The organism is Leptospira kobayashii (assembly GCF_003114835.2).
GTDB lineage: Bacteria > Spirochaetota > Leptospiria > Leptospirales > Leptospiraceae > Leptospira_A > Leptospira_A kobayashii.
In genome coordinates, this window is sequence record NZ_AP025028.1 from 333,683 (window position 1) to 350,074 (window position 16,392).

Below are 16,392 nucleotides of genomic sequence, written 5' to 3' on the forward strand. Positions count from 1 at the left end.
AAGTTAAATCGCATTTTGAATTCGAATCAAATTGCCGGTGACGATAGCCAGAGAATCGGCATGAAATCCTTGGCACCAGGTTTTTCTCAAATCCTTTCTGCTTTTCGATTTTGCTTTCGCTCTTTCCATTAGAATTCCTACCACCAAACGAGCACTAGACTCAACTACTTCGAAAGCGAATTTTTCACGCAAAGTAGTATCTGTGATTTTTTTCCAAGACTCGACGATCTCTTCGAATACCTTTCTTGTTTCCGATAGGTTTTTTTCAAAGCTCAGGCCTTCCGATCTTTGGTCCAGGTATTGGCGAAAGATTCCCGTTTGGGACATTCCGGATGTGATTCCTCCTATGGCAGCATTGACTTGTATCTGAGTGGTTCCGTCGTAGATATTGGTGATACGCGCATCCCTGTAAAGTCTGGACAAATCATAATCTTCCGTATACCCAGCGCCACCAAATACCTGCAAGGCGTCATAAACCAAATCATTGCACATTTCGGAATTATAGTATTTGGAAATAGGTGTGAGAGTGTTTGCCACTTTCTCCCAGAGTTTTGCATCTTTCGCTTTGGTGCTCGCAGGATCCAGGTCTTTTAGATCTTCCGTCCAATAGTATTTATCAACGGAATAGGCAGCCTCTACCATAAGACAACGCATCCCTGCAATCTCCCTCTCCATTCGATCCAACATTCTTTTGACTGCAGGGATCGTAATGATCGGTTTATGAAATTGGATACGTTCTTCTGCGTACTTTTTCGCCTCTTCGTATGCGGTCGTGGCGATTCCCGTACCTTGGGAAGAGACACTGAGCCTTGCACCGTTTAACATTCCCATAACGTACTTTACAAGTCCGAAACCTTCTTTTCCTACCAGATAACCTTTGCTATTTTCAAAGACTACTTCGCATGTTGCGGAAGCTTTGATACCTAGTTTTTTTTCGATGCCCGAGACTTCGTAGTCTTTATTTTCCACTATAAAAAAGGAAAGGCCGCGCGCTCCGCTTTCTTGTGTCCCCGTTCTCGCAAGAGTCAGAGTCATGCCTGGTTCTCCATTTAATCCGCAAGCCATCGTTTGAAACCGCTTAGTACCTGTTAGAAACCAATCGTCTCCTTTTTTTACGGCCTTTGTCGTAATGTTGGGAAGGTCGGATCCGAAATCCGGTTCCGAAAGCCCCATAGTTACGGTATAATGATTCGATATCAGTTTCGGAATCCATTCTTCTTTCATTTCTTCCGAAGCACATCTTTCCAGAATACTGGCAAGTCCCATGCTTCCTACTGCGATCGTGATCGAACTATCGGAACGGTACATAAGTTCGGCAATCATCGCCTTAACTATATTAGGAACTCCTAATCCGCCGTATTTGCGTTTGAACCCTGCCGGACCGAGTCCTGCTTCATGGTATTTATGTATAACGTCCACCATTGCTTGCGGATGAGTCACTACTCCATTGGCATACTTCAAACCTTCATGATCCACATCTTGCGCTACTTGGGAAACATATTCGCCTGAAATTTCACCGCAGGAATTTAAAATCTCTTCGTAATAGGCAACCGCTTCTTCTACGTTAGTTGGTGCCATTTCCAAACGATGATTTTTCGTTTTTTCGTATTCTTTTGCGTCTGCAAATCCGTGTTCGTAGATATTTACGATTTCGTCCCAGTCGACAAGATCGTGGAAGTGTTCTTTGAAATCTTCATTGGTTTGGAAATAATTGCCCTTGATCATAATATGCCTCGGTGTTCTCGTTAAGATTAACATTCGTAGTAAGATTAAGCGATAAAATTTTATTCTTTCGTGAAAGTTTATTGGGTGAAAAAACTAAAGGTAGACCGACTGGTATACGCGAAATTCAGGCCTTTAGGGATAATCTTCAGCCTAAGACAGATTCCCCCGATTACTGAAAAATCCGGGAACGGAACTTTAAAAAAATACTTATGGAAAAAGAATGATGAGAACGGATAAGTTGCTAAGATTCGGATTTTGATGGGGATAGTCCGAATTTTGGAGGATTTATGTTCAAACGAATTATATTCATTTCATGCCTTACGGCACTAGGATTTTGTTCTACAACACCTTCTTCGGAACAGCCGGTAAAGGCGAGCGTAGAAGGTAAAGCAGTCGAATACAAGTTAGATGGTAAAACTTACGAAGGTTTTCTTGCTGTGGACAAGTCGATTACAGGAAAACGTCCGGGAATTTTAGTGATTCATGAGTGGTGGGGATTGTCCGGCTACACAAAACAAAGAGCGAAACAGCTTGCCGATTTGGGTTATGTTGCCTTCGCAATGGATGTTTACGGAAAAGGTGTTGTGACGGAAGATCATAACGAAGCAGGGAAACTTTCCGCTGCGAACAGAGATCCGAAAGCATTTTTGAAAAAAATATATAAGGCTTTGGAAATTCTAAAAGCAGATCCGAACGTAGATCCGAATCAAATCGGTGCGATCGGATATTGTTTCGGAGGAAAAGGGGTTTTGGAACTGGCATTTGACGGTGCAAACCTAAAAGGCGGAGTCGTATCATTTCATGGAATGTTGCCGCGTCCCAATTTAGGAAAAGGATCGAAACCGGTTAAGTCTAAAATTTTAGTACACCATGGCGGAGATGATCCTTTCATTTCGAAAGAAGTCGTCGCCGAATTTACAAAGAATTTAACAGATGCTAAAGTTCCATTCAGCTTTGTTTCTCATCCAGGCGCGGTTCACGGATTCACAAGACCGGGTTCCGAAAAACACGGAATTCCCGGAATTGCTTACAATGCGAAAGCGGACTATGCTTCTTTTGAAAGTATGAAAGCTTTTTTCGCAGAAAATTTCAAATAGACGATCGGTAAGACGAATAGAGTCAAAATACTTGCTGAGATCAACCCACCGATCACAACGGTAGCAAGAGGTCTTTGGACCTCTGCTCCCGGAGTGGTGCTGATCGCCATTGGCAAAAAACCTATAGAAGCAAGCAGTGCCGTAGTTAAAACAGGACGTAATCTTTGTTTTGCGGCATGAATCACCGCATCCTTTAAACTCTCTCCTTTTACTTCCAGCTCTCTTATAAAAGTAATCAATACCAAACCGTTTAATACGGCGATTCCGAAAAGTGCGATGAATCCTACACCTGCAGAAATACTGAAAGGCATCCCTCTGAGAAACAGGGCAAAGATTCCTCCTGTAATTGCAAAAGGAACATTTAAAAAAATAATCAATGCCGGTTTCCAATTTTGAAATGCCAAATACAAAATCAGTAAAATTACAAACAGAGTGATCGGAACCACTACCATTAACGTTTGTGAAGCGGATTCGAATTTTTGAAATTCTCCTCCTAGTGCATAACGGTAACCTGCCGGAAAAATAATCTTTTCATTAATCTTTTTTTCAACGTGTCTGACGGTACTTACCATATCATTACCGCGAATATTGAATTGAACGAGTGCCATACGAATTTGATTCTCATGATTGATCTGAACCGGACCGTCTTCCTGTTTTATATCCGTGAGTTCGGAAAGAGGAGTGTATGTGTTTTTAGTTACTCCCACAGGTAGATGGGCGATGGAAGCCGGATCTTTTCCCCAATCGGATTTAACGACTATTTCGAATCGTTTCATTCCTTCGTATAATACTCCTGTATTATGGCCTGCGGAAAGAGATTCAACAACTTGATTTACGTCAGTTACTGATTGCCCGTACCTTGCCAGTTTTTCCCTGTTAGGTGTTATTCGTAAATATTCCAATCCTGATAATTGTTCGATTCTAAGATCCACGACACCTTTTTCCGATCGGATTTCATTTGCGATTTTTTCGCTCAAAATCTTCAGAGTTTTCAAATCTTCTCCGTAAATTTTAATTCCCACATCTGCACGGATACCCGCCATGATTTCATTATTTCTCATCTCAATCGGTTGGGAAATTCCGAAGGCTACTTCGGGAATACGATTTGAAATCAGATTTGCGGTTTTTTCTTCCAGCTCTTCTTTGGAAAGGCTCCATTCGTTTCTAGGCTTCAAATCCAGATACACATCCGTTTTTTCCACACCCATCGGTTCAATTGCAAGTTCGGGAGAACCAGTTCTGGAAACTACTGCAGTGACTTCGGGTATTTCGTTTAACAATGATTTTTCGATTTTTTGGGAAGTATTTACCGACTCTGTCAGGGAAGAGCTGGGAAGTCTTGTTACCTCTAGTAATATGTTTCCTTCATCCAAGTTCGGCAAAAACTCTCCTCCCATCAGAAAAAAGAGAAACAGAGAAGAGGCAAATACGCCGACGGTTCCATAGATTATTTTTTTACCCTCTAAAAACGCACGCTCCAATTTGGGAGAATACCACTTCTGGATTTTTTGATAAAGATAAGTCTCCTCTTCATTATTGTCTTTCGCGTTCAGAATATAAGAAGCAAGTACCGGAATAACGGTAAGCGTTAGGAAAAATGCACCTAACAAAGAAAATAATACCGTCATTGCCATAGGAATGAACATTTTTCCTTCTGTTCCTCCTAAAGTAAGAATAGGGAGATAAACAATCCCTATGATGATTTCTCCGTAGATGGTTGCTTTTCTAACTTCAACTGTAGCGGTTAGAATGGTTTCTTTTTTTTCTCCGTCGGTCAGGTTTCTTTTCAGTTCTTTTCTTTTCTCTGAAAGTCTTCTATGCGAATTTTCAATTAAAATCACTGCTCCGTCTACGATCAGCCCGAAATCAATTGCTCCCATGGACATAAGATTTGCAGGCAGATCCCTTATATGCATCATTGTGAGTGCAAATAACATAGATAAGGGGATTGTTGCCGCAATAACGAGCCCGGATCGCAAATCTCCTATCATTAGAAATAAAACGAAAATAACAAGAATCGCGCCTTCCGTAAGATTCCAGAATACCGTTTTGATCGTATTTTCTACCATCACGGAACGGTCGTAATATGGTATGATTTTCATCCCCGTAGGAAGAGTTTTCTCAATCTGTTGGATTTTGGTTTTGACTCCTTTAGTTACATCTAAAGAATTTTCTCCGAGCAGCATCAATGTAACGGCTCCGACTACTTCCCCTTTCCCGTTTGCAGTCGCAGCACCCTTTCTGAGTTTATAACCTTCTTCTATTTTTGCAATAGAGCCCAGGTAAATTGGGAATCCGTCGCTTGTTCTACCTACAGGAATTTTTTCGAAGTCTTGTAGCGTTTTTAAAAGACCGTCACTTCCTAAGATCAACTGTTCCTTGTTTTTTTCCAAATAACCGCTTCCGGTAGCTGCGTTGTTATTTGTGATTGCTTCAGCGATTTGTTTTAAGGAAATTCCGAGAGAGATCATTACTTTCGGGTCAACAATTACTTGGAACTGTTTGGTTCTTCCTCCGAATGTATTCACCTCTACGATTCCCGGTACCGTTTTGAGTAAAGGGTTGATAAACCAATTTAAGTATGTAGTAAGATCTGTTAGACTGTGATGATCGCTTTCTAGAGTGAATTGAAATACCTCGCCGAGACCGGTAGTAATCGGAGCGATCGCAGGAACACCGAAGGAGATGGGAATATTGGATGAAGCTTCCATCAATCGTTCGCTTACCAATTGCCTGGACTTATAAAGATCCGTCCCGTCTTCAAAGACTACGGTTACAAGAGAAAATCCGTACCTTGATACGGAACGCAATTCTTTTAATCTCGGAATGCCGGATAAAGCTCTTTCCAAAGGATAAGTTACGTATTGTTCGATTTCCAAAGAAGAAAGTGCGGGAGAAGTCGTGACTACCTGTACTTGTACGTTCGTTATGTCCGGAACCGCATCGATTTTTATTTTTCCTGCGGAATCGATTCCGATCATGATTAGAAATATGGTGCCAACCATGATAATTGATCTATTTTGGAGAGACCACCTAACAATATGAGTAAGGAATTCCATGATTATTCCTCCCCAAATGTGGATTTGAATAAAATCGCTTTGAGTTCGAATGTTCCTTGTGTTACCACGTGATCATTCTCAGCCAGTCCCGATTTGATTTCCGTTCTTCCTTCCGATTCCGTACCGATCTCCACTTCTTTCCAAAGAAACCGGGTAGGTTCTGTTTGCAAAAATACGAAATGTTTGTCTTGGTAAGTTTGCACCGCTGAGCTAGGAATTAAAATTCCTCTTCTGGATTCGGTTTCTATATTTGCTTTTCCGAATAATCCGATTTTTGCTTTCTTTCCGATATTTTTGAAAACAATTCTCGCATGGATGGTTCGTGACACGGGATCCACTTTTTCTCCGATATGATCCAATTTTCCTTCAAATAGGATGTCAGGATAAGCGTTTAACACTATTTTGACGGAATCTCCTTCTTTAAGAAATTGCAAGTCCCCTTCGAAAATCTTTGCCTGGAACCACAAAACAGACATATCGGCTATCGTGGTCAGCGTTTGGCTTCCCAACACTTGTGATCCGGGAATAGCATTTCTCATAATGGCAAGCCCGGATCTAGGTGCGGTCACACGATAGATGCCTGAAATTTCATTATTGATGGCAAGTCCTGTCGCACGGAGATTTTCTTCCGCTGCTATCCTCTCCGATTGAATTACCTTTAGATTGGATTCTGCATCGACAAGTTCTTGTTTGGCGGCAAGATGCATCTGTACCAAAGAGCGAATCCTTTCGTAGTTTTGTTCGGAGGCAATGTATTTTGTTTTGGCGGTTTGGTAAACGGATCTGAGTTTTGCAAGTTCGGGTGAATCGATTACAACCAGATTTTGTCCCTTTTTTATTTTATCTCCTTCTATAAAATGAACCGACGTGATTCTTCCTGAAACTCTTGCGGGAATATCAATGACAGCATCCGGTACGGCTTCCGTTTCTCCGATGAGTTGAAGTTTGGAACTGAAATCATTGACCTCGACTTGCTCCGTTTTGATTCCGATATTTTTCTGTCTTTCCGAATCGATTTGTACCGTGTCTTTTTCCGATTTTTCATCTAATTCTTGTTTATCGATATTATTTGATTTTCCGGAAAATACGAAATAGAAAATCCCAAGTGCAAAAAGAACTGCGGCGACGGAAGATTTGAATATAAGTTTTGATTTCATAAGTTTTCAATAAGGTTTAAATTTTCCAACGGTAATCCCAAGGCGCGGATCAATTCCATTTGAGCCGACTCATAATCCGTTTTGGTTTGAATGTAGTTGAGCTTTGTTTGTACAAGCACTCTTTGGCTATTGATCGCATCTATGACTTTGACCTTTCCCGTTTTCAAAGCTTCTCTTAAGAAATTCAAATCTTCATCGGTTCGATTCAACAGATCCGTGTTGTAAAGAGAGAATTCTTCTTTTAAAGTCAAGTATCCGGACAAAGCATTGATGACTTCCTGTTTGACGATCCTTGTGACGGTTTCTTTCGATTCGCGAGCTTGTTCCTCTTTCGCTTTTGCGACTGCGGATTCTCCTTCGTAATCCCTCCAAATCGTAAGAGGAAGACTTACTTGACCGCCTACTACGCGTTCATTGAATCCGTCGTTTTGAACAAATGCACCGAAATTCAAATTAGGAATTTTTTGAAGTCTGACTTCCTCCCATCTGTGGATCGCGAGTAGAATTTCCCTTTCGGAAAGAGGGATCTCCGGTCTTTGTAATAATGCCAATTGGATAACGGAATCTCTGTCGTTCGGAAGATCCGGCGCAATATGAATTTCCGGATTCCATTCCAGTTTACTTTCCAAAGGAATGGATAAAAGCAAATACAACGTTCCCTTTGTCTCTTCCAATCTTCTCACACTTGATTGCCAGACTTTCGCCATTCTCAACTCTTCCGCAGCGGACAGACTTTCATCCATCGCGGGAGAAATCCCTTCCCGGACTCTTGCCTTTGCCAGATAACTCAGATCTTTAGAAAGAAGATAAAGATTTTTGGTAATTTCCTCTTCCTTTTTCAGATTCAAATAACGAATTAAGGTTTGAAGAGATGAAAAACTTAAATTTCGCCTAACGGACTCCATGCGGAAAACTTGAGACTTAAATTCGTCGTCTGCAATTTGAATCGCTTTTTCTCTTTTTCCACCGGTATAAATTTCCTGAGTGACCATCACCTGGAAGTTCGCAGCTTGTTGTGCAGTCGTGGAAAAAATTTCATTCGGACCACTTGCCCTTCTGTGGGAAGAATAAGTGGAAATATTCGGATTGGCTGGAAAATAGTATGAGGAAATTTTCTTTCTTCCCTGGATTTCCTTCAGCCTGAGTAATTCTGTTTTGTAAACAGGATGATTCTCTACGATACAATTTGCGATCTTTGTTAAGTCCCAAGGAGGACGACAGAAGGGTGGGACAGAATCCTCTGCCACCAGATAGAGATTTGGTGGAAATAATAAGAAAAATAAAAACAGGAAGGTTTTTTCCCTTCTCGAATAACAAACGGACATGGCTTCTCCTTGATAACCTAAGGTTATCGTAAACAATTTGTTAGGAGAAGGAGAGACGTGGAGGGCGGAAGTATCCTTTTAAACTAGGTAGTTCTTTTTTCACAGGCTCGTCGATATGATAGTAGAGAGAGTTCAAATTGATATAGATATGATAGAGGTTTAGATCCCAGGAAACGGAAAGTTGCAAATTGCAAGGACAGGAAAAACATACATGGTCTTCATGTTCCCCTTCTTCGCCTAAAGAATGATCCATATCTTTATGGGTACCGTGGTCCAAAAATGCATAAGGGCATGCGCTTTCCGGCGCGCCTAAAACTCCGCAATTCGCCTCGTTATCTACGATTTTTTGGAAAGCAAAGTTCAAACAGAATGTAAGTATAAATAGAGTCAGTGCGGTTTTTTTCCGCCAAATCCGATTCCTCTGTTTTGTCTTCGCATTCATATGAGATGGTTTCTTTAATTTTTAAAATTAGGGATGGTTTTGGCAACGGAAAAAATGCGGTCCGCCATTTCCGGAATGCAGACAGGGGAGACATGGCTTGCATCCACATATATGTCACATTTCAAAGGATCTTCCACAAAGGAAAGGGTGCGGACATTTCCGGAAGCTTTGGAAATGTATTTTTCTTTCAGTTTTTGGAAATGATTTCCCCCGGTGATCTGCTTTCTTTTTTCCAGAAAATAAGGATGCACTGTCGGCTCCCATATAACAGTTGGTATATTGTTCTTTTCCAAATAATCGATGGTCGCATGAAATACCCCTTCTTCATTGGAAGAGTATGAATAATTTCTCAAGATATCGTTTTGGATCAATTGGTTTGTATAATCGATGATCCTTGCTTGATAATCTTGCGGAGAAAAAGAATTCAAAGGAAACCCTACGTTCTTCGGATCGAAAGGTTGTTTTTCATTCATGATCGCGATCATTTCCACGAAGAGAGTTTCTTCTTCTATCTTTTTGCCTTTGGAAATATTGGAAATGGCAAGTAACGGTTGAAAATGATAATTATAGGAAGGGAATAGGATTTTAAACAGCACATTTCTTTTTCCTTCTCCTTCCAGATAAGGAAAAAGGGAAATAAGTTCATCCGAATTCAGAATCAATTCTTCGGATTTGCTTTTGAAAGTGAAGGGGCTTTTTTCATTCAACATCTCTTCCGAAAATTCAAGCACAACCAGATTCGGTTTATAACCTACCTTGCCCATGGATCGGATCAAGAGATAGTTGAGTAAAAAATCGGAAGCTTTGACAATGGATCTGGTTTCTATCGCAATCGGTTTGGAAAAATAATTCTCCTTGAGGGGGATTTCTTTCCATTCATGAAACAGATAGGATCTGGAAGAACCAAACACGGATACGGTGGTCGAACCGGTTTCCTGTTTTATTTTATCCGCAGTCCAAACAGGATTGATTCCCAAAAGGATATTCTGACCGGCTTTGTAATGCCTTCTTCCGCTTTCGAGTAAGACCGGTATGCAGGCGATTTTATCTGCCAGAAAAACAATCAGAAAGATGAACAACGGATAGTAGTATATTTTTTTCATAATGATAACTTATATTCTTAAAATTGAAAATAGATGAATGTTTCCACTTGGGTTTCTATTTTGACCAAAGCGAAATAGGCGATGATACAGGTTGCTGGTACCAACCATTTTCCCATATCTGCAAACTTCGGTGAAAAATAATTTTTGAATTCTATGAATTGAATCGAATAACATGCAAAAACCAAAACCCAAAAATCAGGTTTGTAGATGATGTTCCCCTTCAGATTGAGAGTATTACTCCATAGTAAAACCAATTTTTCGAAATTTTCCGCACGGAAAAAAGAAGCACCGATCAGCCAGAATATCGTTACTATGATAAAGCCGAAGATTTTTTTCTGTAAGTTCAGATTCTTTCTGTCTATCTTGCCAAATAACGAGCGTTCTATTCCGAGAAGAATCCCATGGAGCAAACCCCAGAAAAAGAAAGTATAAGTGTTTCCATGCCAAAGTCCGCCGAGTGACATGACCAGTATCGTATTGAATTTGAAACGGGTTTCGGAGACTTTATTTCCGCCGAGAGGGATATAAAGATAATCTCTAATCCAGGTCGAAAGAGTGATATGCCACCTGGTCCAAAGTTCGGTGAAGCTGACGGAGTAATAGGGGGCCTTGAAGTTTTCTGGGATTTCATATCCCAAAAGAAATGCAGACCCGCGTGCAAAATCAGTGTATCCCGAAAAATCGCAAAACACTTGAACGGAAAATCCGAGTACAGCAAGAAAAGCGGAAAGTCCGTCGTAACCTGTGGGATCATTCCAAACCGGGTTGATTAGTTTTGCCATTTGGTCGGCGATCAAAACTTTTTTGATGATCCCGGAAATCAGATGATAAAATCCTCTTTGCACATAATCCCAGTTAAGTTGTGCCTTCTCGATCTGATTGTAAAAATCATCATGTCGCATGATGGGACCTGCGATCAGTTGCGGGAAAAACAGAATGAATAATACGAAGTCAAGAAAAGGAGACTCGGTGAATTTTCCTCTCCACGCATCTATAATGTATGCGATCATCTGGAATGTATAAAAGCTGATGGCAAGGGGAAGGGCGATACTAGTGATTGAGTCGCTGAAAGGAAACCGGGCCGAATCTTCTTTGATGATATATTGTAAGTATGTTAGAATGTACTTAAAAAAGATGAGATTCGCCAAATTGACTACAATTCCCAGGATCAAAAATATTTTCTTTTTTGTTTTGAGAATGCCTATTACGGCAAAATGACTGAGGACGATAAATGCAAAGAAGTGGAATAAAAACGCCTTGCTCCAATAAGCGTAAAAGATAAGTGAAAATACAATCAGTATGTATTTTCGGAAATTTCTCGGGGACAACCAGTATATAATGTAACAGGAAATAAAAAATACCAGGTAGTCCAAAGAGTTAAATAACATAAGCTCCAAGATTCAGTGGAAAGAAATTTGTGCCACTTCTTTTATGCAAAGAGACTTGCTTCCAAATCACAATTTCTCTATTTTGCATACCATGGCTTTATCCCGAAAACTTTGGACTGCTTCCGGTCCGGAAACTTTACTTACAAAATTTAGAATCAAAATAGAAAAAGAAGAGGGGGTCTCCCTTCCCGATTACGATTCGTTTCATCACTGGTCGATTGTCCACTTGGAATCATTTTGGTCTCTTTGGGCTAAAGAATCCGGGTTTATCTTTCATAAAGCGCCGGATCGTATTTTGCAAAGGTCGGACAAATTTTGGGAATCAAAATGGTTTGTCGGGGCCGAGCTGAATTTTGCGGAAAATCTTTTGGAAAAAGGAAAACCGGAGGATATCGCCATTCTTTACTTAGGCGAAGATGGAAAAAAGGAAACATTCACCTATTCTCAGTTAAAGTCTGAAGTTTTCAAACTAGCTTCTTATTTTAAAACCCTGGGTGTTTCTAAAGGGGACCGGGTATGCGGTTTGGTTCCCAATGCACCGGTTTCTACAATCGGAATGCTCGCCACCACTTCTTTAGGAGCCATTTGGTCCAGTGCCTCTCCCGATTTCGGAGCAAAGGGAATTTTGGACAGGTTCGAACAGATTCAGCCGAAAGTATTGTTCGCAGTCGACGGTTATTTTTTCAAAGGCAAAAAGATTTCCATTTTGGATAAAGTGGGCGAGGTATCTGCAAAACTCGCATCGTTCGCGGATTATAAGTCGACGATCCTTTCTTCTTTTACAGGCGATTCATTCTTGTTAGATGGGATAACAAAACCGATTCGTTATGACGATCTTCCGAAAGAAGAAAATGCGAAACCAAACTACGAATCCATATCGTTTCAGGATCCTGTTTACATTATGTTTTCTTCCGGTACGACCGGTCTTCCCAAATGCATTGTGCAAGGTGCGGGCGTTCTACTCAATCATACAAAGGAACTTGCACTGCATGCGAATCTTCATGCGGGAGAAAAATTATTTTATTATACTACCTGCGGTTGGATGATGTGGAATTGGTCGCAAAGTGCTCTGGCATTGGGCGCCACCTTATGTCAGTATGATGGAAATCCGTTTCATCCCGATTGGAAAACTCTTTGGCGTTTTGCAGAGGAAGAAGAGATCCAGGTTTTCGGAACCAGTGCCAAATACCTTTCCGTTATGGAACAGGATGGTGTCGAGCCTATAGGTGAATTTCCTCTGTCAAAACTTAAGACCATTCTTTCTACAGGCAGCCCTTTGTATCCTTCCGGATTTCGTTATGTATATTCCAAAATAAAAAAGGATGTACAACTTGCTTCCATTTCTGGAGGAACGGACTTGAACGGTTGTTTTGCGCTTGGGAATCCCGATCTACCTGTTTTTGAAGGAGAGATTCAATCCAGAGGTCTCGGGATGGATGTAAAAGTTTTTAACGAAAATGGACAGCCTGTGGAAAAAGAAAAAGGTGAACTGGTTTGCGAATCACCTTTTCCTTCGATGCCACTTTTCTTTTGGAATGATAAAGACGGATCAAAATACCAATCCGCCTACTTTTCCCGATTTGAAAATATCTGGTGCCATGGTGATTTTGCGGAGCTGACGGAAAACAAAGGGATGATCATTTACGGAAGATCCGATGCTACTTTGAATCCGGGAGGAGTCCGGATCGGAACCGCCGATATTTATTCGGTCGTAGAAACTTTTTCGGAAATACAAGACTCGGTGATCATCGGACAGGAATATAAGGAAGATGTACGAATTGTACTTTTTTTGAAAATGAAAGAAGGTCGGAAATTGGAAGATGAGTTGAAATCCCGTTTGAAAGATGCGATTCGTTCCGAAACTTCTCCCCGCCATGTACCTGCTTTGATTTTGGAAGTAAAAGATATTCCTTATACGGTGAACGGTAAAAAAGTGGAGATAGCGGTGAGACAAACTGTCCAAGGTGAAACAGTGAAAAACAGTAACGCGCTCGCAAATCCCGAGTCACTTTCGTATTTTAAAGATATCCCCGAATTGAAGTAAACAGGTGTTAATCGATTTTGATATAAAAGTAAAATTCGGAACCGACACCCATTTCCGTTTTTAATTTGAGGTCGGAATCCATTAAATTGAGAAGGCTTTTGGAAATGGAAAGACCGAGTCCGGTTCCGCCAAACTGTTTGTATATGGAATAATTGGCTTGTTTGAATTCCGCAAATAAAGATTCAATTTCCTCCGCTCTGATCCCGAGCCCTGAGTCCGTTACTGAAAAACGGATCAGATCGTTTTCTTTGGAAATGGAAAGAATGACTTTTCCCGAATTGGTAAACTTAATCGCATTGGAGATCAGATTCGTTAATACCTGATGGATTCGAAGGGGGTCACCCCAAACTGATTTCGGTAAATCGTCGGCAATCAGCACATCCAGAAAAAGATCTTTTTGTTTTGCAATCGGCCTTTGTTCCAATGTTATATCATCAACTAATGTCTGTAAGGAAAAATTTTCCTTTTGGATTTCAACTTTTCCCGCTTCCAGACGGCTTTGTTCCAATATGTTTGAAACCAATGCCACAACATGTTCGGCGGATTTCTGAACCAATTTCAATTCCGTCTGACTTTCTTTGTTGCTTTCCTTTTCAGTCAATAATTCAAGATATGCCAACATGGAATGGATGGGGCTTCTGATTTCGTGGCTTAAGTAAGCAAGTATCTCCGACTTCGATTTTGCGAGTTTTAATGCGGTATTTTTTTCCGTAGTTGTTGTAAGTGCATATTGTTCGATCATCTTGTACTGACTACTGGTTGCCAAAGCGAAAAATAAAACTTGGATAAACTGGGAGATTTTTACAATATGAAGAGTAAGAAAAGAATTTGGGATCAAACTGTAATTTCGCATGACTGCGATGATAATGGAAACAATCACCACTATGATTCCTCTGCGTATCCATTTTTCGGAATAGTTTAACTTTCTTCTGGTTAATACCACAAAAAGAAAAATAACAATGATTAGACTAAGGAAAGGAAGGACCCTGGATATATAAGAATAAGAGATAAAAAAAGTAAGCGGGGCGACCGATCCTGCCAAAATTAAAAACGAATATACCGTATAACGGTATATTTTGTTTTCTTTCATAAACGGAAAAAAAGAGTATATGAAATAAACTCCAAACACGATCGAGAGGGAGCTGGTGATGTGATTCACATAATTACTGATTCCAGCAACTTCAGGATAAAAGAACTCCTGTAAGTGGCCGCTTTGTGAAGCGAGAAACATGGAGAGAGTGAATCCGAAAAAAGAGTAAGTTAAAAAAGTAATGTTTCTGGAGTAAAAATAACTTAATAATTGATAGATGGATATGAAAAGGATACTCCCGTAAAACAATCCATAGGCCATTTCCGTTCGCGCCGCATTTGCAATGATGACATCTCCTTTGCAAACTTCGACGGGAAAACGAATCGAGCCTTCCGACTTGACTCGTATAAAGATCCCTTTTTGATACGCTCCTTCCGTCATACGTAAGGAAAAAGGCCGGATGGGAATGATTCTATTTGCAAACGGCCTATCATCTCCCATGTATCTTTCCACCCAAGTTCCTTTCTCTTCCACTTGGTAAAAATCCAAATTATCGATCAAAGGATTGTCTATTACCAGCCAATATCTTGCATTTTGGTGGGGAAAATCCGGTTTCCAGTAAAACCAAAAGGCCGACTTGGAATACCCTATATTGTGATCGGGCTTTGTTTTTTGTTTAAAATCATTTAATGTCTGTTTGCCTAGAATTTCGTTAAAACTTACATTTGCCGATTTATCTTCCCAATATACCATTTCTTTCGAATGGTCTTTGCACGGGGAATTTGTTTCAGCGAAACGGGAGAGAAAAGCCAATGGCACGAGGATAAGGAAGATTATAATTAGGATTCGTACCAGTAAATATCGCATAGTAATGAGACTTTGTATAGAATCTCCCTTGAATTTGTGTTAGTCAAATTGCTTTTAAGGAGCGAAGGGGTTTGTATGCAATAAATTTCGGAATAGGAATAGATGCATCATGCCCCTTCTGGGATAAGACTGATTTTTTTTGAAGAAACCGTGTTTTTTTCTAAATTAACCCTTTCGTTTTTAGGAATTCTTCATTATAAATCTTGGATTGGTAACGGGCACCGCCATCACATAGAACGGTTACGATCGTATGCCCCGGCCCTAAGGTTTTTGCCGTTTGGTATGCTGCCGCCACATTGATTCCAACCGACCCTCCCATAAAGAGTCCGTCTTTTTTGAGAAGTATGTTTAGAATCCGTAAACATTCTTTATCGTCGATTCGAAGGGCATCGTCAACCGGCATCCCTTCCATATTCTTTGTTATACGACCTTGTCCGATCCCTTCCGTAATGGAACTTCCTTCGACGGAGATTGTACCTGTCTTGATAAAGGAGTAAATTCCGGAACCATGGGGATCCGCTACAATGCATTTGATTTTCGGGTTTTTTTCTTTGAAATACAATGCAGTTCCCGAATAGGTTCCGCCGGTTCCCAAGGAAGCAATCCATACATCTACTTTGCCATCCGTCTGCTTCCAAATTTCCGGTCCTGTGGTTTCAAAATGCGCCTTTCTATTTGCCAAGTTGTCGAATTGGTTTGCCCAAATGGCGTTGGGAGTTTCTTTTGCGATTCGTTCGGAAACACGTACATAATTATCAGGATTCGTATATGGAACTGCAGGGACGAGTTTGACTTCGGCACCTAATGTGCGCAAGGTTTCTATTTTTTCCTGCGACTGGGTTTCAGGGATAATGATTACCGCTTTGTAACCTTTCGCATTGCAGATATGCGTAATCCCTATTCCCGTATTTCCGGCTGTCCCTTCCACCACGGTGCCACCGGGTTTGAGCAATCCGTTTTTTTCCGCTTCGGCTATAATGTAATGAGCCGCTCTGTCTTTTACGGAACCTCCCGGGTTCATAAACTCCGCTTTGCCTAAAATTTCACAACCAGTCTCGTCGCTCAGTGAGTTGATACGGATGAGTGGGGTGTTTCCCACAGATTCAATGAAACCTTTTTTGATATCCATAGATGAAGATTCTAGCTTGACTCCTC

Annotated in this window: 11 protein-coding genes; 2 read left to right on the forward strand and 9 right to left on the reverse strand. The window is 40.7% G+C overall.

The genetic code is table 11. The annotated features are described in order from the left end of the window. Positions 1-3: 3 nt before the first annotated feature. The gene (locus DI077_RS01625; RefSeq protein ID WP_109021988.1) at positions 4-1,725 is read right to left on the reverse strand and encodes an acyl-CoA dehydrogenase family protein; all 1,722 of its coding nucleotides are present in this window, start codon (positions 1,723-1,725) and stop codon (positions 4-6) included. Positions 1,726-2,012: 287 nt separating this feature from the next. On the opposite strand from DI077_RS01625, the gene DI077_RS01630 reads away from it, so the two are divergent. Next, complete coding sequence (locus DI077_RS01630) at positions 2,013-2,822, forward strand: dienelactone hydrolase family protein (protein WP_109021989.1); 810 nt, start codon at positions 2,013-2,015, stop codon at positions 2,820-2,822. Here the strand turns inward: DI077_RS01630 and DI077_RS01635 are convergent. From DI077_RS01635 to DI077_RS01660, 6 genes are read right to left on the reverse strand one after another with little or no spacing between them, the layout of a single operon-like run. Beyond that, complete coding sequence (locus DI077_RS01635; protein ID WP_109021990.1) at positions 2,771-5,881, reverse strand: efflux RND transporter permease subunit; 3,111 nt, start codon at positions 5,879-5,881, stop codon at positions 2,771-2,773. The two genes, DI077_RS01630 and DI077_RS01635, sit on opposite strands and share 52 nt — an antisense overlap. Positions 5,882-5,883: 2 nt before the next feature. Beyond that, positions 5,884-7,038 carry an efflux RND transporter periplasmic adaptor subunit gene (locus tag DI077_RS01640; protein WP_109021991.1) on the reverse strand — a complete coding sequence of 385 codons (1,155 nt, stop codon included), beginning with the start codon at positions 7,036-7,038 and terminating at the stop codon, positions 5,884-5,886. Next, positions 7,035-8,363, reverse strand: a complete 1,329-nt coding sequence (locus DI077_RS01645; protein WP_109021992.1) for a TolC family protein — start codon at positions 8,361-8,363, stop codon at positions 7,035-7,037. Before DI077_RS01645 ends, DI077_RS01640 begins: the two co-directional genes overlap by 4 nt. 40 nt (positions 8,364-8,403) lie before the next feature. Next, complete coding sequence (locus tag DI077_RS01650) at positions 8,404-8,805, reverse strand: hypothetical protein (RefSeq protein ID WP_109021993.1); 402 nt, start codon at positions 8,803-8,805, stop codon at positions 8,404-8,406. Positions 8,806-8,819: 14 nt separating this feature from the next. Beyond that, positions 8,820-9,908, reverse strand: a complete 1,089-nt coding sequence (locus tag DI077_RS01655; RefSeq protein WP_109021994.1) for a DUF1574 family protein — start codon at positions 9,906-9,908, stop codon at positions 8,820-8,822. Between the two features lie 17 nt (positions 9,909-9,925). Further along, positions 9,926-11,296 (reverse strand): MBOAT family O-acyltransferase, encoded by a 1,371-nt coding sequence (locus tag DI077_RS01660; RefSeq protein WP_109021995.1) that lies wholly within the window; start codon positions 11,294-11,296, stop codon positions 9,926-9,928. A 91-nt stretch (positions 11,297-11,387) separates the two neighbouring features. Here DI077_RS01660 and DI077_RS01665 point away from each other — a divergent pair, with 91 nt between their 5' ends. Beyond that, on the forward strand, positions 11,388-13,340 hold the full coding sequence (locus DI077_RS01665) for an acetoacetate--CoA ligase (protein WP_109022208.1): 1,953 nt from the start codon (positions 11,388-11,390) through the stop codon (positions 13,338-13,340). A 7-nt stretch (positions 13,341-13,347) separates the two neighbouring features. Here DI077_RS01665 and DI077_RS01670 read toward each other — a convergent pair whose 3' ends face one another. Continuing rightward, on the reverse strand, positions 13,348-15,123 hold the full coding sequence (locus tag DI077_RS01670; protein WP_167837217.1) for a sensor histidine kinase: 1,776 nt from the start codon (positions 15,121-15,123) through the stop codon (positions 13,348-13,350). 274 nt (positions 15,124-15,397) lie between these two features. Further along, positions 15,398-16,366, reverse strand: coding sequence for a cysteine synthase A (locus tag DI077_RS01675; RefSeq protein ID WP_109021997.1), 969 nt, complete (start codon positions 16,364-16,366; stop codon positions 15,398-15,400). Positions 16,367-16,392: the final 26 nt, after the last annotated feature.

What these genes read in the sequence shown, in the direction of transcription:
- DI077_RS01650 (WP_109021993.1), bottom strand. Translation starts at nt 8,805, where the DNA reads ATGAATGCGAAGACAAAACAGAGGAATCGGATTTGGCGGAAAAAAACC.
- DI077_RS01670 (WP_167837217.1), bottom strand. Translation starts at nt 15,123, where the DNA reads ATGGTATATTGGGAAGATAAATCGGCAAATGTAAGTTTTAACGAAATT.
- DI077_RS01675 (WP_109021997.1), bottom strand. Translation starts at nt 16,366, where the DNA reads ATGGATATCAAAAAAGGTTTCATTGAATCTGTGGGAAACACCCCACTC.
- DI077_RS01655 (WP_109021994.1), bottom strand. Translation starts at nt 9,908, where the DNA reads ATGAAAAAAATATACTACTATCCGTTGTTCATCTTTCTGATTGTTTTT.
- DI077_RS01645 (WP_109021992.1), bottom strand. Translation starts at nt 8,363, where the DNA reads ATGTCCGTTTGTTATTCGAGAAGGGAAAAAACCTTCCTGTTTTTATTT.
- DI077_RS01630 (WP_109021989.1), top strand. Translation starts at nt 2,013, where the DNA reads ATGTTCAAACGAATTATATTCATTTCATGCCTTACGGCACTAGGATTT.
- DI077_RS01660 (WP_109021995.1), bottom strand. Translation starts at nt 11,296, where the DNA reads ATGTTATTTAACTCTTTGGACTACCTGGTATTTTTTATTTCCTGTTAC.
- DI077_RS01635 (WP_109021990.1), bottom strand. Translation starts at nt 5,881, where the DNA reads ATGGAATTCCTTACTCATATTGTTAGGTGGTCTCTCCAAAATAGATCA.
- DI077_RS01625 (WP_109021988.1), bottom strand. Translation starts at nt 1,725, where the DNA reads ATGATCAAGGGCAATTATTTCCAAACCAATGAAGATTTCAAAGAACAC.
- DI077_RS01665 (WP_109022208.1), top strand. Translation starts at nt 11,388, where the DNA reads ATGGCTTTATCCCGAAAACTTTGGACTGCTTCCGGTCCGGAAACTTTA.
- DI077_RS01640 (WP_109021991.1), bottom strand. Translation starts at nt 7,038, where the DNA reads ATGAAATCAAAACTTATATTCAAATCTTCCGTCGCCGCAGTTCTTTTT.